The sequence below is a fragment of the Streptococcus sp. SR1 genome, from assembly GCF_000526075.1.
Lineage (GTDB): Bacteria > Bacillota > Bacilli > Lactobacillales > Streptococcaceae > Streptococcus > Streptococcus halitosis.
In genome coordinates this window covers 57,778-76,465 of sequence record NZ_JATR01000014.1, presented here as the reverse complement: position 1 = coordinate 76,465, position 18,688 = coordinate 57,778, and the positions used below count along the sequence as shown (strand labels likewise).

The window sequence follows — 18,688 nt, the reverse complement described above, 5'->3', positions numbered from 1 at the left end:
GACAGATTCTCCTCCAATTTGGCAGGTTCTTTTCTCCCCTTTTAGATAGAAAAAAGAAGACTATGAAGTCTTCTTTCAATTTATTTTTATAGGAAAACAAGCAAGACTTACTTGCGTTTTCTTGCGATCAAATGAATCGGTGTTCCTTCAAAGACAAAGGCCTTGCGGATTTGATTTTCCAAGAAACGCAGGTAAGAGAAGTGCATGAGTTCTTCTTCATTGACAAAGATGACAAAGGTTGGTGGCTTGGTTGCTACTTGGGTTGCGTAGAAAATCTTGAGGCGTTTTCCTTTGTCTGTCGGTGTTGGATTGATAGCAATGGCATCCATAATGACATCGTTCAAGACTGCTGATGGGATACGTGTGTTTTGACTCTCGCTAATTTGCTTGATCATCTCAGGCAGTTTATGGAGACGTTGCTTGGTAAGAGCTGAAACAAAGACAATCGGCGCATAAGGCAGATATTGGAACTGCTCACGGATATCCTCTTCCCAGTTCTTCATGGTGTGGTTGTCTTTCTCAAGAGTATCCCACTTGTTGACCACGATGATCATTCCTTTACCCGCTTCATGGGCAAAACCTGCGATACGTTTGTCGTACTCACGAATACCTTCTTCGGCATTAAGGACCATCAAGACCACATCTGAACGGTCAATGGCACGCATGGCACGCATAACAGAGTATTTTTCTGTATTCTCGTAGACTTTACCAGACTTACGCATACCAGCTGTATCAATCATGGTAAACTCTTGTCCATCAGCATCAGTAAAATGGGTATCAATGGCATCGCGCGTTGTTCCAGCTACTGGACTAGCAATCACGCGGTCCTCTCCCAAAATGGCGTTGATCAAACTTGATTTCCCAACGTTTGGACGGCCAATTAAGCTGAATTTAATGACATCTGGATTGTCTTCTTCGACTTCATGTGGTAGATTTTCCACGATGGCATCCAGTACATCACCCGTACCGATACCGTGTACAGACGAGATTGGTAGAGGTTCGCCCAAACCAAGAGCGTAGAAATCATAGATATCATTTCGCATCTCCGGATTGTCAACCTTGTTAACTGCTAAGATAACAGGCTTATGGGTTTTATAGAGTTTGCGAGCTACGTACTCGTCTGCATCTGTAATGCCTTCTTTACCAGACACCACAAAAACAATGACATCTGCTTCTTCCATGGCAATTTCTGCCTGGTGTTTGATTTGCTCCATGAAAGGAGCATCGACGTCGTCAATCCCTCCAGTATCAATCATACTGAAAGAACGGTTGAGCCACTCACCCGTTGCATAGATACGGTCACGTGTCACACCCTCGACATCTTCTACGATTGAGATTCGCTCACCAGCGATTCGGTTAAATAGGGTTGATTTCCCAACATTGGGACGTCCTACAATGGCAACAGTTGGTAAGGCCATGTTTTCTCACTTTCTACAATAACTTTTTCTGTTCTAGATTCTTCCGAGTTGAACTAGGTTCGGCTTGACCAAACTGCTCTGCCAAACGTTGACTCCAAGAGGTCGTCGCACGCGCACCAGCATAGTCTGCCTGCACTTGGTCATAGTTCGAAATCGCTTCAACTGGCTGTTCTTGGTATTCTTCTTCAAATACCACTTGGTTCAAAGGCAGTCTTGGTTTGACATCATGTTGTTGATTTGGCACACCGAGTGCAATCCCAAAGACAGGGTAGGTATAGTCAGGCAAATTAAAAAGCTCTGCCACTTCTTCTGACTTGTAACGGACCAAACCGATAATCACACCACCATATCCCAGACTCTCAGCAGCAAGCAAGGTATTTTGCCCAGCAAGCGCAGCATCCACAGAGGTGATGAGGAGACCTTCCACTCCTTGGGGTTGGAAAGTATCTGTATGGAGGCTTACTCCCTTTTCAGCTCGGTTCAAGTCACCGACAAAAAGCAAAAAGGCTGCTGACTGGCGAATGGCTTCCTGAGGAACCAGTTCGTATAGGGCATCTTTCTTCTCTTGACTGCGCACAAGAATCACCGAGTAAGATTGGAAATTTTTCCAAGAAGACGCCATTTGAGCAGCAGTCAAGATTTCATTTAAGTGTTCTTGAGGAATCTCTTGCTCCTTAAAGCGACGAACTGAAGTATGAGCTTTCATCAGTTTAATAGTTTCTGTCATCGGCGATTTTCTCCTTCTAGTCTTGTCTCCTCAGCCAAATAACGAATCCGTTCCATGACCCGTCTAGCTTCCCAAGTCTCGTCATTTCCATTCTTTCCTTTGGCAAAATGTTTTTCCAAATCTTGGAAATTAAAGTTGGAAGTAAAGAAGGTCGGCAAATCTTCCTGCATGCGGTACTGGAGAATGACTTGGAGAATCTCATCACGCACCCAAGGGGTAGACTGTTCTGCACCAATATCATCCAAGACCAAGACTTCTGCTAACTTGATGTCATCCACCAAGGTCTTCACAGATCCTTCACCGATGGCATTTTTTACATCAATGACAAAACTTGGATAGTGGAGAATGGTTGTTGAAGCACCACGTTTTTCAGATAAGTCGTGAGCCAGGGCTGCCATCATGAAACTCTTACCGACACCAAAATCTCCGTAAAGATAGAGACCTTTTCGGATACTTGGGTAAAGGTCAACAAAGGCATAGAGTCTTTCAAAAATAGGCAAACGTCCTAAGTCATCTAGGTCAATCTGAGCCAATTTCGCTTTCTTGAGACTTGCTGGTAGATTGATCAACTTGAGACGATTCTTGATGGCCGCTTCTTTTTCAGCCGCGATTAGTTCTGGTGTTTCCTCATAAGATACATCCGCGTAGCCATGATTCATGACCAAGATAGGCTTGTAGCCACGAGCTATATAGTCAGCATCCCCACGAAGAAACTTATCCCGTTCTGTGATATATTGGTTGAACTTGGAGATGCTACGATTTAACTCCTCTTGGCTGAGGGATTCTTTCTGGATAAAAGCCGCTACATCGGGGTCCTTCATGATCTGCTGGACCAAGTCCTGATACTGAAAACGACTTGTCTGACGTTTGATTACATCACCAACACTTTCCATCTAGTCTCCTCCTTCTTCTAATCGGGCTAACATTTCTTGTTTTTTGCGTTCTAGTTCCAGACGAGTTTCCTCACTGGTTTGATTCTTGTATTCTGGATTACTCCACTTAGGAACATTTGTCTTAGTTGAGCTGGCCTTGTTTTTCTGTTCCTCTTGCCCTTTTTGCTGATGCTCTCGAATCCGAAGCACGGCTTCCTCAGCTGTCCGAATCTTGAGATAGGCATAGTCGTTGGCGACTTTCATAGCATATTTTTCATTGACATTGGCCGAATCAACCCTGTTAAAGGTTAAAAGTAAGACGATATTGATGACTTCATCCAACAAGCCTAAAGACGCCATCTGATGAAGGAGTTCTCTTTCACTTTGGGTGATGTTTCCTTTACGTGTTTGTTTGATTTCGGCTAAAAATTCCAGGGGAGTTTTATTTTTGGCTTCCCTGATAATGGTCATTTCTTTTGGGCTAAAGTCAGAAGATGCTGGTTTTTGCGCTATCTTTTCACGCATGCGTTTGACTGAAATAACCTGAGCCACTGTAGTCGCCTTGGCTAATTGATAGGTTTCAAACCAGGTCCATTTTTTTTCATCTGCAATGGCAAACAATTCCAAAACATCTGCTTGCTCATTTTCAAAACGCAAGCCATCTCGAGCCATCAGGCGCTGGAAATGTTCCAAGTCAAAATCATTTTTTAACTTGCTTTTAGACTCGCTTGGGGTCACTTCTTCAGTCAGGGTCGGAAAGACTTGGCTCAAAGAAACAGAAAGTGCTTCTCCCTCACTTGGAGCCTGCTTCATAGCAGAAACAGCTGTATCCCCAATCTTTTTCTCTAATAATCTGCTATAGACAGAATGACTTAGAAATTCCTGACTGGAAAGGGGAGAATGAAGCTGCAATTCATAGACTTCCCCCTTCTGGTAAAGAGTCAACAAGTCCAAAGCAGATAAGATTTTAAAAGACTGGAGGAGCGTATTCATCCCGAAATTCAAATGATTAAGAATATTGGCAAAAAGGTGTTCCTTTTGCCCACCATCCCAAAAGGTAATGGCGTATAGATAGAGGCTCAGTGCCTCCTGACCGATAATCGGGAGGTAGCACTGCACCAGAGAAGAGGTATCTTGCGACACCCGATTATTCTTTAGAAAAGAAAAACGGTCATTTGGCTTCATCTATTTTTCCTTTTTCTTTTTTGAGGACTGGGTGATCTGCTGGAGCAGACTCTCCAACTCACTAACATCCTTAAAGCTACGGTAAACACTGGCAAAACGAACATAGGTAATCTCATCCAGTTCTGCCAATTCCTCCATGACTAAGGCTCCAATGTATTCACTTTGGATCTCATTCTCACTGCGACTACGGAGTTTTTGCTCAATACGATTGACCACCATGTTGATTTCATCACTTGACACAGGACGCTTCTGGGCTGAGCGGATAATCCCATTAAAGATTTTATCTCTCGAAAATTGTTCTCGCGTACCGTCTTTTTTGACGACAACCAGCGTTCTTTCTTCTACTCGTTCATAGGTTGTAAAACGATGCTGGCACTCGTCGCACTCACGTCTTCGACGGATGGTGTTTCCTTCTTCGGCTTGTCGACTATCAACAACACTAGACTTGGTAGCCCCACATTTTGGACAACGCATGCATTTCCCTCCTTGTCGTTTTCTTTTCATTATACCATTTTTTGAGCAATTCCCAAAACAATTCTTATTTTTACTTGACAAGTTTTTTGTTTTATTGTATTATTTGATTAGAACAATAAAGATAAAGAAAGGAGACTATGATGTCCTGGTCATTTGATAATACAAAACCCATTTATTTACAGATTATGGAAAAAATTAAACTACAGATTGTTTCCCATGAACTGGAACCCAATCAACAGCTCCCTACCGTGAGAGATTTGGCGAGCGAGGCTGGGGTCAATCCTAATACCATTCAGCGCGCCTTGTCTGACCTCGAACGTGAAGGATTTGTATACAGCAAACGGACAACTGGTCGTTTTGTCACCGAGGATTTGGACCTCATCCTTCAGTCCCGCAAACAACTTTCCGAGGAGCAACTGCAACACTTCGTCTCTTGCATGCTTCAATTTGGCTACAAAGAAGAAGAACTGCCAAATGTATTAAGCGACTATATTAAAGGAGTTTAAGACTATGACACTACTAGCACTTGAAAATGTATCAAAATCATATGGAGCAACTGCGGCACTTGACAATATCTCACTAGAGATCTCAGCCGGAAAGATTGTCGGGCTCCTCGGGCCAAACGGTTCTGGGAAAACAACCTTGATCAAACTGATCAATGGCCTCCTTCAACCAAATAAAGGACGTGTCCTCATTAACGGACAGGATCCAAGTCCTGCTACCAAGGCGATTGTCTCTTATCTACCAGACACAACTTATCTCAATGAGCAAATGAAGGTTAAAGAAGCCCTGACTTACTTTAAAACCTTCTATCAAGATTTCAATCTTGAACGCGCCCAACATCTGCTTGCAGACCTTGGCATTGATGAAAATAGTCGCTTAAAGAAATTATCAAAAGGAAACAAGGAAAAGGTCCAACTAATCCTCGTTATGAGCCGTGAAGCCCGCCTCTACGTTCTGGACGAACCAATCGGAGGTGTGGATCCAGCTGCTCGTGATTATATCCTCAATACCATCATCAACAACTATTCCCCAACTTCTACGGTCCTGATTTCAACCCACTTGATTTCAGATATTGAGCCAATCTTGGATGAGATTATCTTCCTCAAAGACGGAAAAGTCGTTCGCCAAGGAAATGTTGATGATATTCGTTACGAGTCAGGTGAATCAATTGACCAGCTCTTCCGCCAGGAATTTAAAGCCTAAGCAAAGGAGATTATTATGTTTTGGAATCTAGTTCGTTATGAATTTAAAAATGTCAATAAATGGTATTTAGCGCTCTATGGAGCTGTGCTTGCAATTTCAGTTTTGATTGGAGCTTTTCTTGGTAGCCTTAGCCAGAGTTACAATTCTAACAATGCTGTTTATTTCATCTTCTTTTTGGTACTAGTCTTTGGAGGACTCAGCGTCACTCTTTGGATTGCAACAATCTTTTTAATCATCCGAAGATTCAAGGGGAGTGTTTATGACCGCCAAGGGTATTTGACCCTGACCTTGCCTGTCTCTGAGCACCAAATCATCATCGCAAAACTTTTAGGTGGTCTTGTCTGGTCCATCTTAAGCTATATCGTCTTTATCTTGAGTGTACTGATTATCTTCTTCTTAACACCGATAGAAAAAGACTTCACTTACCTCTATAACTTCATTTCCCCTTACCTCAGCTACGGTTGGCTCTATGCCCTGTCTCTTCTAGCAGGTTCGATTACATGGATCTTGTCCATTTACCTCGCAATCTCAATCGGGCAACTCTTTAATGAGTATCGAACAGCTATGGGAATTCTAGCCTATATCGTCATTGCCATCGTCATTGGTTATGTTTCTCTCTTTTTCCGAATTGAAAATAACTTTAACATGATGATTGGTACAGAAATTCTGCGCGATCTCTTTCTATCAGTTATCTACTATCTCGGTACTTATTACATCTTGAAAAACAAGGTTAATTTGCAATAAAAAATGCCCAGCTAGAAAGCTGGGTTTTTCTTTAACTCAATATCAAACTGGCTACAATAGGGCTGACAAAGACATAGAGAATACCGGTAACACCGATAGCCAAGCCACCCATGGCTCCTGCTACAGAACCGTATCGAAAGGCCGTTCCCGTTCCAACTGCGTGACCTGTTCCTCCAAGAGAAAGTCCGACAGCCACTGGATCATCAATCTTCAACCACTTCAAAAGGGTTGGTCCAATAACACTGGTTAAAATCCCAGTTGCCACTACGACGACCAAGGTCACAGTCGTCAACCCCTGCAATTTTTCTGTAATTCCCACTGCCATGGCGGTTGTCACTGACTTTGGAAAGAGAGAAATGGCTAGGAAAAAGTCCATGCCAAAGATTTTCGCAACTATGGCAGTGAAGCTAGTATTGACAACGACTGCTAGCAGACTACCAAAGAGAATACTCCGTGCATGGTGCTTCATCAAGTGAAAGCTCTTATAAAGCGGAATCCCTAGAGCCACTGTCGATGGGACTATCAAATTGTTCAGATAAACCCCACCTTGGTAGTAATCCTGGTAAGAAATACCCGTCGCCTTAAGAAGGATGATAATGAAAATTGCCGATAAAAGCAAAGGTGTTGTCAAAGGATGGGGAAAACGTCTGTAAATCAACATCCCCACTAGATAAGCAAGGATAGACAAGGCAAGCCCAAACAGGGGATTGGAAACAAATTCACTCATTTGGCATCTCCTTTCTCATAATCTCCCTCAAATCGTCTCTTGATGAACTGAACTACCACTGCTATGAGGATAATATTGATGACAGCCGCAAAAAAGACAATCAAGACGATGGGCAAGAGATAGGGAGCAATCACATCAAACTTTTCCATGATTCCCACCGCTGGCGGCAAAAAGAGAATGGTCATATTGGCCAGCAGAAAATTCCCCACCATGTTGACATGCCTGGTCCTTAACCACTTGAACTGCAGGGCTAGAAAGAGAATCATCAAGCCGATAATACTGCCTGGGATGGGCAGATGAAAGAAACTGGAGATTCCCTCACCGATCAATGAAATCACAAAGAGAATCATTAATTGAACATATAATTTCATTCTAAACTCCACGAAATAGACTTCTTGCATACCAGTTTACTCTTTTTTCAGAAAATTTCAAGGAAATATCGAAATTCTTCTTTCTTGCAAAGATTAGTTAAAAGTAGTATAATCATTGCATGCGCAATCATCTTGTGTTATAAAGATAATCAGTAATGATTTTGTGATTTTTACTTTGAAAAGAAAGGAGAAAGCAATGACCTACTTAGAAAAATGGTTTGACTACAATCGCCGTCAAAAAGAAATGGAAGCCTTGTTGGAAGAAACTATTGCTCAGCAGAGTGAACAAAGGCTGAACTTGAAAGAGTTTTACCTGCTCTACTATCTGAATCTAGCCCAAGAAAAATCTCTACGACAAATTGACCTGCCAGATAAGCTCCATCTCAGCCCAAGCGCTGTTTCTCGAATGGTGGCTAGATTAGAAGAGAAAAACTGCGGTTTGCTTAGTCGCAGATGTTGCGATCAGGATAGACGGGCCAGTTTTATCTGTCTGACTGACGAGGGACAAACAACCCTGGCTTATCTACAAAAGGCCGTCGAAGAAAGATTGGAAACCAGTCTTGATTTCTTGCCTTAATGAGTATTTTTAAAAAAGTTGCGTGCGCAATCATTTTTCTTGACATTCCTCTTTTCAAGGAGTACAATAAAGTCAAGATTGAACAAAGGAGTTTAATATGATCGAAATTACCTATCTAGACACCAGCAAACAAGAGAGAACCATGACGTTCGAGTCTTACCAAGACTTTGAACGTTCTCAACAAGCTTGCCTTATCGGTGTCGCAGACTATTACCCAGTTCAAAAATTGACCTATAATGGTCATGATTTGGACTACCATGGGACTTATGGAGATGTCTTCTTCTATCTCATGAAACAAGATTTAAGCCAATATAACTAAAAAAGGAGAAATACAATGGCAAAAGCAATTACAGATGCAACATTTGAACAAGAAACAAAAGACGGTTTGGTCTTGGTAGACTTCTGGGCAACTTGGTGTGGCCCATGTCGTATGCAAGGTCCAATCTTGGACAAATTGTCTGAAGAACTTTCAGAAGATGTCTTGAAAATCGTTAAAATGGATGTTGATGAAAATCCAAACACAGCTCGTGCTTTTGGAATCATGTCTATCCCAACCCTTCTCTTCAAAAAAGACGGCCAAGTGGTGAAACAAGTTGCAGGTGTTCATACTGCAGAACAGATCAAGGCCATCGTTGCTGAATTGAGCTAATCAAACGAGAGACCAAGTACTTTATTTGGTCTCTTTTTTCTTGCCCTTTGCCATTTTTCAAAAAATATGCTAAACTGTAGGTAGAATATTACGATGTTTGGGACATGCCATCGCTAAAAAAAACCTCTACTTGGTATTTTTTAGCTCCCCTCAAGGGAGCTTTTTGCGTGCTCTGAACATTTCCCATTTTGGAAGGAGTACTATGAAACGTCAATCAGCCTTGGTCGTCTTTAGCGGCGGTCAAGATTCCACAACCTGCCTCTTTTGGGCTAAAGAACACTATGAAACAGTCGAAGCCGTCACTTTTGCCTACGGTCAACGCCATCATCTCGAAATTCAAGTTGCTGAAGAAATCGCTAAGGAACAAGGCATTCGTCATCACATCCTAGATATGTCTCTACTGGGGCAAATCACTGAAAATGCCCTGACCTCCGATCTGGAAATTGAGCAAAAAGAGGGAGAGGTTCCCAATACTTTTGTTGACGGCCGCAACCATCTCTTTCTGTCCTTTGCAGCAGTTCTTGCCAAGCAACGAGGCATTAAAGACATCGTGACAGGTGTCTGCGAAACAGATTTCTCAGGCTATCCTGACTGCCGAGATGTCTTTGTCAAATCTCTCAATGTTACCCTCAACCTTGCCATGGATTACGACTTTGTTATCCAAACACCTCTCATGTGGTTAGACAAGGCTGAAACTTGGGAGTTAGCCGATCAACTCGGTGCCTTTGACTATGTTCGTGAAAAGACCTTGACCTGCTACAATGGGATAATCGGAAGTGGCTGTGGAGATTGCCCAGCCTGCCACCTACGCCAGCATGGCCTTGATGTTTATCTCTCACAGAAAGGAGAGAGCTAATGTTTTTTGCTCCCAAAGAAATCAAACAGGAAACTGGGGAATCTCTTATCTACAATCCTCACAGAACCTTGGTATCAAAAGAGTTCACCTTCGATGCTGCCCACCACCTCTTTCACTATGAGGGAAAATGCAAGTCCCTGCACGGACACACTTATCATCTGCAGATTGCTGTCAGTGGATTTTTAGATGAACGGGGCATGACCTACGATTTCGGAGATATCAAAGCGATCTACAAGAACTACTTAGAACCCCACTTGGATCATCGCTATCTTAACGAAACTCTACCCTATATGAACACGACTGCTGAAAACATGGTTTACTGGATTTTCCAAACCATGAGTCAAGAGTTGCCAGACGAGCGCGGTCTCCGTTTGGAATACATTCGCCTCTATGAGACTCCGACTGCCTTTGCGGAGTTTAGACGGGAGTGGTTAGATGACTAAGGAACGTGTCCTCAAACTACCTGTTCTGGAAATTTTCGGCCCAACCTTTCAAGGTGAAGGCCGTGCTATCGGGCAGAAAACTATGTTTGTCCGCACTGCTGGTTGCGACTACCACTGCGACTGGTGTGACTCCGCCTTTACTTGGGATGGTTCTGAAAAACCAACTCGCATGACGGCTGACGAGGTCATTGCTGCCTTAGATAAGCTAGGAAGCTACGACTACGTCACCCTGTCTGGGGGAAATCCTGCTATCCTAGCAGCCAACATGGCTCAACTCGTCACCAAGCTCAAGGAACGCGGTGTCACTCTAGCTGTTGAGACCCAAGGCTCCCGCTGGCAAAATTGGTTAAAAGATATCGACCAAGTTACTCTGAGTCCCAAACCTCCTTCATCCAAGATGGAAGTCAACTTTGAGACCTTAGACTTTATCGTTTCCCAACTGGATCCAGATAAGGTCACCTTTAAAATCCCTGTCTTTGACGATGCAGATTTGGCCTTTGCCAAAGGGATTCAAGAACGTTACCAACCAGATGTCCTCTTCTTATCAGCAGGAAATCCTGAGCCCAAGGCTACAGGTAATATTGTCCAAGACCAACTAGACCGACTCAAAGAACTCTGGAAACGTGTCGCTACTGACGATAGCTGGGGCAATGTCCGCGTCCTTCCTCAACTCCATACCCTCCTCTACGACAACCAACGTGGTGTTTAAATTAGAAAGAAAAAATCATGTCACAACAAGAAGAAATGAAAAACCTTAGCCTCCTCGGCAACAAAGAAACCAACTACATTTTCGAATATCAACCAGAAGTCCTGGAATCCTTTGACAATCGTCATGTGGAAAATGACTATTTCATCAAATTTAACTGTCCTGAATTTACCTCACTGTGTCCAATCACTGCTCAGCCAGACTTTGCGACTATTTATATTTCCTACATCCCTGACAAGCTCTGTGTCGAGTCAAAATCCCTCAAACTCTACCTTTTTAGCTACCGAAATCACGGAGATTTCCACGAAAACTGTATCAATACCATCGGGAAAGACTTGGTCAACTTGCTAGACCCTCGCTATTTAGAGGTCTGGGGAAAATTCACTCCGCGCGGTGGCATCTCAATCGACCCCTACTACAATTACGGTAAGCCAGGAACTAAGTATGAAGGCTTGGCAGAACAACGTCTCTTCCAGCACGACCTTTATCCAGAGAAAATTGACAATCGCTAAACTCATACTCAATGAAAATCAAAGAGCAAACTAGGAAGCTAGCCGCAGGTTGCTCAAAGCACTGCTTTGAGGTCGTAGATAGAACTGACGAAGTCAGCTCAAAGCACTGCTTTGAGGTTGTGGGTAAGACTGACGAAGTCAGTCACATATATAATCCAAGGTGAAGCTGACGTGGTTTGAAGAGATTTTAGAAGAGTATCATACGAAAAAGCCCTATTCCTCAAGATGAGGAGCAAGGCTTTTTGAGTTTCAATTATTCTTCTGTTCCAAGAAAGTTTTTCGCAACAAGAGCTGCAAGAACGCCACCAACGATTGGGGCAAGGATGAAAATCCATACTTGTTGAAGGGCTGCACCACCTACCAAGACAGCTGGTGCCAAGCTACGAGCTGGGTTTACTGAAAGGCCAGTGATGTTCAAGCCCACAAGGATCAAAGCTGTCAATGACAAACCAATGACCAAACCAGCGATTGCACCATTACCTTTGCTTGCTGAAGTGACAGTCATGATAACTAGGACAAACAAGAAAGTTGCGATGACTTCAAACAAGAATCCACCAAAGACAGTGACACCGTTTGCCAAGGCATTTTCGCCAAGACTAGCAGTCGACATACCTGAGTTAGACAAGAGGAAGAATACTGCAACTGACGCAAGGAAAGCTCCAACTACTTGTCCAAGGATGTAGTTTACAAGTTCTGAAGATGACAAACGTTTGTTTACAAACATAGCGATCGAAACAGCTGGGTTCAAGTGAGCACCCGAAACAGTTCCGATTGAGAAAGCTGCGACTACGATGGCCAAACCAAAGGCAAAAGCAATTCCAAGGTGGCCAAGACCTTCAAGACCATTTCCAAAAACAACAGCTCCTGTTCCGATGAACACAAGCATAAATGTACCGATTAATTCAGCAATAAATTTTTTCATGATAAATCTCCTTTTTTTAAACTATGTATTAGTCTATCAAAAGAAGGAAAGGGTTTCAAGAAAATTGACTGGAAATTTACTGGTTTGCTTTACTGTCTTTTAATTGAGGGATGCGATAAAAAATACATTCCCTCTATGGGACTTATCAGTTGCCTATCTCATTAGCATTTAGCAACTTAATATAATCCAGACCCCAGTTTTCGACAGCATCTAAAACAACTCTGAATTCCTGCCCCATTTCGGTTAAGCTGTACTCAACTCGTGGGGGAACTTCGGCATAGACCTTTCGTTGAACAATCTTATCCTTTTCTAATTGACGGAGATGACGGGTCAAAATAGTTTGAGTAATCCCAGGCAATAATCTCTGCAATTCTTTAAATCGTTTGGTACCCGTACTCAACTGATAAATGATTACCAGTGCCCATTTCCCTGTTAAAACCCTTTGCGTTGTCGCAAATGGACAAATACCATACTCACTCACTTTATTTGGCATAAAATATCTTCTTTCTATTTTTTTAAAAAATTTATCTTTTAGTATTAATAATAGTACCACTTTTGATACCAGCTATCGAAAAAGTGTCTACTTGTTTTTTTGATTTTAACTGTTACAATTATACCATAAAAAAGAAATGGAGAATAGATATGTCAACAAACTTAGAAATTTTCAATGCTTATAACCAAGCTTTAATTGCTGGTGACTTTCCTGGTGTCTTTGAAACGATGGCAGATGATATTGTCTGGCATCAACCTGGTAATCATAGTATATCTGGTTCAGTTGTTGGTAAGGACAAGCTAGGATCTCACCTAGCTACATTTGCTGAGAAAACTAATGGAACCTTTAAGGTGATAACAAATTGGGTTTCTGACAATAAGGATTTAATCGCAGCTAATGTTACTTTTCTCGGAACACGTGCTGATGGTACTGAACTCAATATGAACGGGATTGACCTCTTCCGTATTGAAGACGGAAAAATCAAAGAAGTTTGGCTCTTCTCTTCAGATCAAGCTGAAGAAGATAGCTTTTGGGGATAATTTAAGAGGCTGGGACAAAAAATTTTGATTTTAGGAATTCTTTATTATAAATTTTTAAAATCGATAGATTAGAAAAAAAGCGAACAAGACAGTATTCTGAGTGTCAGATAACTCGTTTTGTTCGCTTTTTATATTTAAGGTTAGACTTTTGTCCCAGACTCTTTTAATTTACTCCCCCAACTCAGCACTATAAGCAATAATCTGGTCAACTGTGTCTGACAAGAACTGGATGGTATCACGAAGTGGTTTGTCCGTTGAGATATCGGCTCCGATAATCATGGCTGACTCAAGTGGTGTCTTACTGCCACCTGATTTGAGAAGAGTGAGCCAGTCTCTAGCTCCATTCTCAGAGTTTTTCAGATGAAGGTAACCAGCAGTCGAGATGACAAGTCCGGCTGAGTAGGTATAGCTATACAAGCCCATGTAGTAGTGAGCTTGGCGCATCCAAGTTAGAGCCGCATCGTCATCAATTTCAATGGCATCTCCCCAGAAGTCCGTCAAGACTTCCTTCATGATGCTGTTGAGTTTACTTGCTCCAAAGGTTTCACCTTCTTCAATCAATGTATAAACCTTGCGCTGGAAGGCTGCTTCCAAGAGGTGGGTAATAAAGTTATGGAAGTAGGTGTCTGTCAAACGGTGAGCAAGGGCAAAGCGTTTTTGACGCGGATCGTCAGACTGATGTTCCAAATAATCACTTAAAAGCAATTCATTGAAGGTTGACGGCGCTTCGACGTAGTAGGTCGACATATGGGCGTTGAAGTAACTTTGGTGATTATCTGAAAAGATGAATTGACCAGAATGTCCTATCTCATGAATCAAGGTATAGACATCGCTCAAACGACCTGTCCAGCTCATGAGGACATAAGGGTGCACGCGATATGGATCCGCCGCATATCCACCAGAATCCTTGCCACTGTTAGCAGCAAAGTCCACCCAGCGCTCTTCTTGATAACGGGCAACTTCCTGACAATATTCTTGTCCCAAAGGTTCTACTGACTTCATGACCAAATCATAGGCGTCATCAATAGTCACTTCAGGATTGAGAGCACTGTCCAAGTCTAGCTTCCAGTCTGCAAAAGTCATCTTTTCTAGACCATTAACCTTGGCAACATGCTTGAGATACCTCTGAGCGACTGGTGCAAATTCCTGCATAATAAGGTCAATCTGGCGATCAAACATAGCACGGTCCACTTCTTGCTCAGCTAGAAGATAGTCAAAAACCGAGTCGTAGCCCTTCATATCAGCCAATAGTTTTTCAGACTTGACTTGGGCTAAATAGGCTGCCGCAGCCGTATTTTGGTGCTTACGGAGTCCCTCTGAGAAGGAACGGAAAGATTTCTCACGAACTTCAGCGTCCTCGTGGTTTTGGTAGAAATTTTCATAGGTCACAAAGCTGTTTTTGTAGGTCTTGCCATGGGCTTCAAAGTCAGCCATTTCAAAGTCCCCAGCTCGCATCTTAGTATAAATATCCTGTGGACTGTAGAAAACTTCACCCAGATTTGTCAAAGCCTTTTCCACATCAGCCCCTAGATAGTGGGCTTTTTTGATTTTGGCCTGACGAATGGCTGCCGTCAAGTGAGGCAATTCACCCAAACGGTCCAAGACTTCCTCGTCTGCTGCCACCAAGGCGTCGTCAAAGAAGGTCAAGGCTACGCTGGCATCTGTTTCAAATTCCATCCCAGCTTGGGCAATATTGGCAAATTCTTCATTGCTATAGTCTGTCGTCTGAGGCATAAAGGCGTAATTGCCGATATGACTCATCTGAATGTAGATTTGTTCCAATTCAGCAAAGGCCTTCTCGAAATCCTCAAAAGTGTGAAGATTACCTTTGTAATCACGGCTAAATTGGTTGATATCTTCGCGCGTTTTCTCGATTGCACGCAAGAAATCCTCACGGTCTTGGTATAGGGCAGTTAAATCCCAAAGTTCCTTTTCTGGAAATTCTGAACGGTGTTTTTGTTCCATTTTCTTCCTCTTATTTCTCTAATTCTAATAATACACTAATGGCTGATAAGGCATAAAGCGGGGCTGTTTCTGCTCTTAGAATGCGGGGACCAAGTCCTGCAAGAACAGCTCCTTTGGCTTCAAAACTTTCAATTTCCGCAGGTGATAAACCACCTTCTGGACCAAAGATAAAGAGCAACTTAGCTCCTTTTTCAAGACCAGTGACTGCTTGCAGAAGCGCAGCGGCTTCTCCCTCTTTTGCTGATTCTTCATAAGCCACCACGATGCGGTCAAACTGGTCGAGTTGGGCTAGAAAGTCTGCCTTTTTCTCAAAAAGGGTAATTCTTGGGACAAGATTTCGCTTGCTTTGCTCGGCTGCTCCAAGGGAGATTTTTTCTAGTTTTTCAACCTTTTTACCCAATTTCTTGCCATCCCATTTAGCGACCGACCAATCGGCAGGAAAGGCCCAAATCTGGCTGGCACCCAGTTCGGTTACTTTTTGAGTGATAAACTCCAGCTTGTCTCCCTTGGGAAATCCAGATGCGATGGTCACTTGGACTGGCAATTCCACATTGTCATCTAACTCTTCGACCAATTCAAACTGACGGGATTCCACATCCAGCACGCGCGCCAAGCGCTTGATACCATCATCAAAGACCAAAACAACCTCATCACCTTCTTTCAGGCGCATAACCTGAAACATGTGCTTACTGGTTTCCTTGTCCTCGATAGTGATAGGTGAGATAGCACTTCCTTTGACAAAATACTGTTGCATCCTAGCCTCCAATCACACCTGAAATATCCTTTGTCTTCTTAAAGACACAGGCATTCCATTCCCCTTGAATCATGTGAGTTTCGAGGAAAAATCCAGCTGACTCAGCTGACTCTCGCACCATGTCCCACTTGTCCTTGATAATGCCACTCATGATGAAGTAGCCTTCATCCTTGACCAAGCGATAAGCATCCTCTGTCAGATGAATGAGGATATCCGCCAAGATATTAGCTACAATCACATCTGCCTCAATCTCAACCCCCTTAAGCAAGTCTCCAGCAGCAACGTGGATATTTTCCATGCCAAGGTTGAGTTCAATATTTTCCTGAGCAACACGAACCGCCACATCATCTAGGTCATAGGCAAAGATTTCCTTGGCACCAAGCAACGAGCTAGCAATGGAAAGTACTCCTGAACCAGTACCCACATCTAGCACCGTTTCGCCACCACGAAGAACCTGCTCCAAAGCAAAGAGGCTCATCTTAGTCGTTGGGTGGGTTCCTGTCCCGAAGGCCATACCAGGATCTAGCTTGATAATCTTCTCTCCCGCAGTCGCCTCATAGTCTGTCCAAGACGGTACGATGGTCAAGTCATGAGTGATACGAGCTGGCTCATAGTATTTCTTCCAGTTATCTGCCCAGTCTTCCTCAGCCAAGGCAGTCGTCCCCATCTTGACCTCACCCAAATCCATAAAGTCTGTCAATTCTGCTAGACGAGCCTGCAAATCCGCCTCAACCACTGCCACATCAACCGTATCCGGATAGTAGGCTGTCACTACAATTTCTTCTTGCTGTTCGACTTCAGGGAAAATCTCACCAAAGCGATCCACATTTCCCACATAGTCCATACTGTCTTCGATCGCAACACCTTGAGCACCTAGCTCAATCAGGAGATTAGAGACCAGCTCCTCTCCCTCACGCTTAACTGTAACTTTTAACTCTTGCCATGTTTCCATAATTAAGATACCAAGCCCGTAAAACACAAAGCCAAAATAGGAAATTCTCTGAAAACGCTTAGGTCTAAGAGAAGTTTATCTTTTTGGCACACTGTTTAGGGCGGGTTCAGTTTAGAAATGTAACCGAACCATCCTTTCTATTTGTCAATCAATTTTTTCATGTAGACCATATCCATACCTTCTTTTTCAGGTTCGATATGGGTTTTGCGGTAGCCATTTTTCTCATAAAAAGCGACCATGCCCGCATCCTGTAATACCGTACACAAATCCCACTGTGTGATGGTTGGAAATTCTTTTTCCAGCAAGCTCAGTCCCTCAGATCCATACCCTTTTCCTTGGTACTGGGGCAAAATCGCTGCCGTTCCCAACCAAGCCTCCGTCAACTCTTCATTGGTCTGAATTCGTAAAAAACCGATAATTTCGTCCTTTTCTTTCACAAAGTAGTAATAGCTATTAGGACGTTCTACTAGTTTCCACTTGATTCGTTCGCGGTTCTCCATATAAGGATCATACTCATCTTGGTATTTCTCATAGACTGCCTTAAAACTGGCTCTTTGTATGGCAATAATCGTTTCTAAATCCTCTGCCCCTGCTCTCTCAAGTGTTAGCATATTTCTCCTCCATATAATTCCTCACTCTATCCTGCAACTGGGGGACAACCTTATCTGAGCCAAGAAATTCGTCAATATTCATCAGTTTGTAGCCCTGTCCTTCGTCACCAAAGACAATCTGGTCAAACTGTTCCTGAGCCAACTTGCCAACTAGAAAGACCGACTCCTTCCCCTCAAAAAGCATACTTGGGTAAACCTTACTCCAAAGCAGACAATCTTCAGTCAAATGAATCCCCAGTTCCTCAAAAACTTCACGCGCTGCGCACTCAAAAGGACTTTCATCACCCTCTCGACCACCACCTGGTAACTCCCACATATTGGGCCAGGGAATGCTTGCCTTATCATCGCGTAAGATAGTCAAGAGCTTATCCCCACAAAACAAAGCAATCTTGCAACCTGTAAAATCAGAAATCTCTATTCCCATGTCAAACTCCTAATACCTCGGATAAGGATAAAACTCTCCCTCTTCCAAGCCGACTTTCCCTTCTTCAAAGACTTCTTGGTTCCATTCCATGACAAATTCTTCTGCTTCTGGGTCTTCCAAGAAGTCCATGAGGGCATCCAGCCCAACCTCGGCAGTATCTTTTAGGAAAAGCGCAAAATAAGCTAAAAACTCGCGAGAGAAACCTTTCTTAGGTAGATAAGGGATGACCGTTAAATAGTCTTCTTTATTGACTGTTGACTTGGCGGGATTGTAGAAAAGGACTGCCTCCTCAAAGAGGATATCGTCTGACGAAACTTCTCCGTCCTCATCCACCATCTCCACACCTGCAGCGTTTTGTGCTTCCAATAGAAAACTCACTTCTACCGCATGGTTGCGCTTATCCCAGCTAATCTCAAAGTCAAAAGGAAAGTTCTTGTCCAATTCTTCCTCTAAAACATCTAAAAATCCATATGTTGCCATTTTGTCCTCTTTCTATGTGACTCTTAAATCGCCCCGATTGCTCGGAATTATGCTAAAATAGATACTACCATCTTACCACAT

26 protein-coding genes are annotated in these 18,688 nt (G+C 43.0%); 11 read left to right on the top strand and 15 right to left on the bottom strand.

Going from position 1 to position 18,688, the window contains the following annotated elements; genetic code table 11:
* Positions 1-107: 107 nt before the first annotated feature.
* From der to nrdR, 5 genes are read right to left on the bottom strand one after another with little or no spacing between them, the layout of a single operon-like run.
* On the bottom strand, positions 108-1,418 hold the full coding sequence (gene der, locus HMPREF1518_RS04215; RefSeq protein WP_033584374.1) for a ribosome biogenesis GTPase Der: 1,311 nt from the start codon (positions 1,416-1,418) through the stop codon (positions 108-110).
* Between the two features lie 13 nt (positions 1,419-1,431).
* The gene (locus HMPREF1518_RS04210; RefSeq protein ID WP_033584373.1) at positions 1,432-2,145 is read right to left on the bottom strand and encodes an NADPH-dependent oxidoreductase; all 714 of its coding nucleotides are present in this window, start codon (positions 2,143-2,145) and stop codon (positions 1,432-1,434) included.
* The gene (gene dnaI, locus HMPREF1518_RS04205; protein WP_033584372.1) at positions 2,142-3,038 is read right to left on the bottom strand and encodes a primosomal protein DnaI; all 897 of its coding nucleotides are present in this window, start codon (positions 3,036-3,038) and stop codon (positions 2,142-2,144) included. Before dnaI ends, HMPREF1518_RS04210 begins: the two co-directional genes overlap by 4 nt.
* On the bottom strand, positions 3,039-4,202 hold the full coding sequence (locus HMPREF1518_RS04200) for a DnaD domain protein (RefSeq protein ID WP_033584371.1): 1,164 nt from the start codon (positions 4,200-4,202) through the stop codon (positions 3,039-3,041).
* Positions 4,203-4,676 (bottom strand): transcriptional regulator NrdR, encoded by a 474-nt coding sequence (gene nrdR / locus HMPREF1518_RS04195; RefSeq protein ID WP_001203677.1) that lies wholly within the window; start codon positions 4,674-4,676, stop codon positions 4,203-4,205. It abuts the gene before it with no gap.
* Positions 4,677-4,816: 140 nt separating this feature from the next.
* On the opposite strand from nrdR, the gene HMPREF1518_RS04190 reads away from it, so the two are divergent.
* From HMPREF1518_RS04190 to HMPREF1518_RS04180, 3 genes are read left to right on the top strand one after another with little or no spacing between them, the layout of a single operon-like run.
* Positions 4,817-5,182 carry a GntR family transcriptional regulator gene (locus tag HMPREF1518_RS04190; RefSeq protein ID WP_033584370.1) on the top strand — a complete coding sequence of 122 codons (366 nt, stop codon included), beginning with the start codon at positions 4,817-4,819 and terminating at the stop codon, positions 5,180-5,182.
* A gap of 4 nt (positions 5,183-5,186) precedes the next feature.
* Complete coding sequence (locus HMPREF1518_RS04185; RefSeq protein ID WP_033584369.1) at positions 5,187-5,882, top strand: ABC transporter ATP-binding protein; 696 nt, start codon at positions 5,187-5,189, stop codon at positions 5,880-5,882.
* Between the two features lie 15 nt (positions 5,883-5,897).
* Positions 5,898-6,626 (top strand): hypothetical protein, encoded by a 729-nt coding sequence (locus HMPREF1518_RS04180; protein WP_033584368.1) that lies wholly within the window; start codon positions 5,898-5,900, stop codon positions 6,624-6,626.
* A 31-nt stretch (positions 6,627-6,657) separates the two neighbouring features.
* Here the strand turns inward: HMPREF1518_RS04180 and HMPREF1518_RS04175 are convergent, their stop codons facing one another.
* Positions 6,658-7,353 carry an LrgB family protein gene (locus HMPREF1518_RS04175; RefSeq protein ID WP_033584367.1) on the bottom strand — a complete coding sequence of 232 codons (696 nt, stop codon included), beginning with the start codon at positions 7,351-7,353 and terminating at the stop codon, positions 6,658-6,660.
* Positions 7,350-7,724, bottom strand: a complete 375-nt coding sequence (locus HMPREF1518_RS04170) for a CidA/LrgA family protein (RefSeq protein WP_002879833.1) — start codon at positions 7,722-7,724, stop codon at positions 7,350-7,352. Before HMPREF1518_RS04170 ends, HMPREF1518_RS04175 begins: the two co-directional genes overlap by 4 nt.
* A 196-nt stretch (positions 7,725-7,920) precedes the next feature.
* On the opposite strand from HMPREF1518_RS04170, the gene HMPREF1518_RS04165 reads away from it, so the two are divergent.
* The 7 genes from HMPREF1518_RS04165 (at position 7,921) to queF (ending at position 11,467) form a co-directional block, all read left to right on the top strand.
* Positions 7,921-8,301 (top strand): MarR family winged helix-turn-helix transcriptional regulator, encoded by a 381-nt coding sequence (locus HMPREF1518_RS04165; protein ID WP_000221644.1) that lies wholly within the window; start codon positions 7,921-7,923, stop codon positions 8,299-8,301.
* 97 nt (positions 8,302-8,398) lie between these two features.
* Complete coding sequence (locus tag HMPREF1518_RS04160) at positions 8,399-8,620, top strand: DUF4649 family protein (RefSeq protein ID WP_000570267.1); 222 nt, start codon at positions 8,399-8,401, stop codon at positions 8,618-8,620.
* Between the two features lie 15 nt (positions 8,621-8,635).
* Positions 8,636-8,950, top strand: a complete 315-nt coding sequence (trxA, locus tag HMPREF1518_RS04155) for a thioredoxin (RefSeq protein ID WP_001029581.1) — start codon at positions 8,636-8,638, stop codon at positions 8,948-8,950.
* Between the two features lie 202 nt (positions 8,951-9,152).
* Positions 9,153-9,806, top strand: a complete 654-nt coding sequence (gene queC, locus HMPREF1518_RS04150) for a 7-cyano-7-deazaguanine synthase QueC (RefSeq protein ID WP_033584366.1) — start codon at positions 9,153-9,155, stop codon at positions 9,804-9,806.
* Positions 9,806-10,249 (top strand): 6-carboxytetrahydropterin synthase QueD, encoded by a 444-nt coding sequence (gene queD / locus HMPREF1518_RS04145; protein ID WP_033584365.1) that lies wholly within the window; start codon positions 9,806-9,808, stop codon positions 10,247-10,249. The genes queC and queD overlap by 1 nt, the downstream gene beginning before the upstream one ends.
* Positions 10,242-10,958, top strand: a complete 717-nt coding sequence (gene queE / locus HMPREF1518_RS04140; RefSeq protein WP_033584363.1) for a 7-carboxy-7-deazaguanine synthase QueE — start codon at positions 10,242-10,244, stop codon at positions 10,956-10,958. The genes queD and queE overlap by 8 nt, the downstream gene beginning before the upstream one ends.
* A gap of 17 nt (positions 10,959-10,975) precedes the next feature.
* Positions 10,976-11,467: a preQ(1) synthase gene (queF, locus tag HMPREF1518_RS04135; RefSeq protein ID WP_000082587.1), complete on the top strand. Its 492-nt coding sequence runs from the start codon at positions 10,976-10,978 to the stop codon at positions 11,465-11,467.
* A gap of 253 nt (positions 11,468-11,720) precedes the next feature.
* Here queF and HMPREF1518_RS04125 read toward each other — a convergent pair whose 3' ends face one another.
* Positions 11,721-12,389, bottom strand: coding sequence for an MIP/aquaporin family protein (locus HMPREF1518_RS04125; RefSeq protein ID WP_033584359.1), 669 nt, complete (start codon positions 12,387-12,389; stop codon positions 11,721-11,723).
* Positions 12,390-12,534: 145 nt separating this feature from the next.
* A complete protein-coding gene (locus HMPREF1518_RS04120) occupies positions 12,535-12,882 on the bottom strand; it encodes a winged helix-turn-helix transcriptional regulator (protein WP_001133065.1) in 348 nt (115 codons plus the stop codon).
* A 149-nt stretch (positions 12,883-13,031) separates the two neighbouring features.
* Between HMPREF1518_RS04120 and HMPREF1518_RS04115 the strand changes: the two genes are divergently transcribed.
* Positions 13,032-13,421 carry a nuclear transport factor 2 family protein gene (locus tag HMPREF1518_RS04115; RefSeq protein WP_000106199.1) on the top strand — a complete coding sequence of 130 codons (390 nt, stop codon included), beginning with the start codon at positions 13,032-13,034 and terminating at the stop codon, positions 13,419-13,421.
* A 168-nt stretch (positions 13,422-13,589) separates the two neighbouring features.
* On the opposite strand, the gene pepF is transcribed toward HMPREF1518_RS04115, so the two are convergent.
* The 6 genes from pepF to HMPREF1518_RS04085 form a co-directional block, all read right to left on the bottom strand.
* Positions 13,590-15,386 carry an oligoendopeptidase F gene (gene pepF / locus HMPREF1518_RS04110; protein ID WP_033584357.1) on the bottom strand — a complete coding sequence of 599 codons (1,797 nt, stop codon included), beginning with the start codon at positions 15,384-15,386 and terminating at the stop codon, positions 13,590-13,592.
* Positions 15,387-15,396: 10 nt separating this feature from the next.
* Entirely contained in the window at positions 15,397-16,140 is a 744-nt protein-coding gene (locus tag HMPREF1518_RS04105; protein ID WP_033584351.1) for a 16S rRNA (uracil(1498)-N(3))-methyltransferase, read from the bottom strand.
* A 1-nt stretch (position 16,141) separates the two neighbouring features.
* Positions 16,142-17,092, bottom strand: coding sequence for a 50S ribosomal protein L11 methyltransferase (gene prmA / locus HMPREF1518_RS04100; protein WP_033584349.1), 951 nt, complete (start codon positions 17,090-17,092; stop codon positions 16,142-16,144).
* 137 nt (positions 17,093-17,229) lie between these two features.
* Complete coding sequence (locus HMPREF1518_RS04095) at positions 17,230-17,703, bottom strand: GNAT family N-acetyltransferase (protein ID WP_033584347.1); 474 nt, start codon at positions 17,701-17,703, stop codon at positions 17,230-17,232.
* Positions 17,690-18,127, bottom strand: coding sequence for an NUDIX hydrolase (locus HMPREF1518_RS04090; protein ID WP_033584345.1), 438 nt, complete (start codon positions 18,125-18,127; stop codon positions 17,690-17,692). Before HMPREF1518_RS04090 ends, HMPREF1518_RS04095 begins: the two co-directional genes overlap by 14 nt.
* A 9-nt stretch (positions 18,128-18,136) precedes the next feature.
* Positions 18,137-18,607, bottom strand: a complete 471-nt coding sequence (locus tag HMPREF1518_RS04085; protein WP_033584343.1) for a DUF3013 family protein — start codon at positions 18,605-18,607, stop codon at positions 18,137-18,139.
* Positions 18,608-18,688: the final 81 nt, after the last annotated feature.

Bases quoted from the DNA above. Each gene is read 5' to 3' on its own strand.
- der (WP_033584374.1), bottom strand. From the start codon at position 1,418: ATGGCCTTACCAACTGTTGCCATTGTAGGACGTCCCAATGTTGGGAAA.
- HMPREF1518_RS04210 (WP_033584373.1), bottom strand. From the start codon at position 2,145: ATGACAGAAACTATTAAACTGATGAAAGCTCATACTTCAGTTCGTCGC.
- dnaI (WP_033584372.1), bottom strand. From the start codon at position 3,038: ATGGAAAGTGTTGGTGATGTAATCAAACGTCAGACAAGTCGTTTTCAG.
- HMPREF1518_RS04200 (WP_033584371.1), bottom strand. From the start codon at position 4,202: ATGAAGCCAAATGACCGTTTTTCTTTTCTAAAGAATAATCGGGTGTCG.
- nrdR (WP_001203677.1), bottom strand. From the start codon at position 4,676: ATGCGTTGTCCAAAATGTGGGGCTACCAAGTCTAGTGTTGTTGATAGT.
- HMPREF1518_RS04190 (WP_033584370.1), top strand. From the start codon at position 4,817: ATGTCCTGGTCATTTGATAATACAAAACCCATTTATTTACAGATTATG.
- HMPREF1518_RS04185 (WP_033584369.1), top strand. From the start codon at position 5,187: ATGACACTACTAGCACTTGAAAATGTATCAAAATCATATGGAGCAACT.
- HMPREF1518_RS04180 (WP_033584368.1), top strand. From the start codon at position 5,898: ATGTTTTGGAATCTAGTTCGTTATGAATTTAAAAATGTCAATAAATGG.
- HMPREF1518_RS04175 (WP_033584367.1), bottom strand. From the start codon at position 7,353: ATGAGTGAATTTGTTTCCAATCCCCTGTTTGGGCTTGCCTTGTCTATC.
- HMPREF1518_RS04170 (WP_002879833.1), bottom strand. From the start codon at position 7,724: ATGAAATTATATGTTCAATTAATGATTCTCTTTGTGATTTCATTGATC.
- HMPREF1518_RS04165 (WP_000221644.1), top strand. From the start codon at position 7,921: ATGACCTACTTAGAAAAATGGTTTGACTACAATCGCCGTCAAAAAGAA.
- HMPREF1518_RS04160 (WP_000570267.1), top strand. From the start codon at position 8,399: ATGATCGAAATTACCTATCTAGACACCAGCAAACAAGAGAGAACCATG.
- trxA (WP_001029581.1), top strand. From the start codon at position 8,636: ATGGCAAAAGCAATTACAGATGCAACATTTGAACAAGAAACAAAAGAC.
- queC (WP_033584366.1), top strand. From the start codon at position 9,153: ATGAAACGTCAATCAGCCTTGGTCGTCTTTAGCGGCGGTCAAGATTCC.
- queD (WP_033584365.1), top strand. From the start codon at position 9,806: ATGTTTTTTGCTCCCAAAGAAATCAAACAGGAAACTGGGGAATCTCTT.
- queE (WP_033584363.1), top strand. From the start codon at position 10,242: ATGACTAAGGAACGTGTCCTCAAACTACCTGTTCTGGAAATTTTCGGC.
- queF (WP_000082587.1), top strand. From the start codon at position 10,976: ATGTCACAACAAGAAGAAATGAAAAACCTTAGCCTCCTCGGCAACAAA.
- HMPREF1518_RS04125 (WP_033584359.1), bottom strand. From the start codon at position 12,389: ATGAAAAAATTTATTGCTGAATTAATCGGTACATTTATGCTTGTGTTC.
- HMPREF1518_RS04120 (WP_001133065.1), bottom strand. From the start codon at position 12,882: ATGCCAAATAAAGTGAGTGAGTATGGTATTTGTCCATTTGCGACAACG.
- HMPREF1518_RS04115 (WP_000106199.1), top strand. From the start codon at position 13,032: ATGTCAACAAACTTAGAAATTTTCAATGCTTATAACCAAGCTTTAATT.
- pepF (WP_033584357.1), bottom strand. From the start codon at position 15,386: ATGGAACAAAAACACCGTTCAGAATTTCCAGAAAAGGAACTTTGGGAT.
- HMPREF1518_RS04105 (WP_033584351.1), bottom strand. From the start codon at position 16,140: ATGCAACAGTATTTTGTCAAAGGAAGTGCTATCTCACCTATCACTATC.
- prmA (WP_033584349.1), bottom strand. From the start codon at position 17,092: ATGGAAACATGGCAAGAGTTAAAAGTTACAGTTAAGCGTGAGGGAGAG.
- HMPREF1518_RS04095 (WP_033584347.1), bottom strand. From the start codon at position 17,703: ATGCTAACACTTGAGAGAGCAGGGGCAGAGGATTTAGAAACGATTATT.
- HMPREF1518_RS04090 (WP_033584345.1), bottom strand. From the start codon at position 18,127: ATGGGAATAGAGATTTCTGATTTTACAGGTTGCAAGATTGCTTTGTTT.
- HMPREF1518_RS04085 (WP_033584343.1), bottom strand. From the start codon at position 18,607: ATGGCAACATATGGATTTTTAGATGTTTTAGAGGAAGAATTGGACAAG.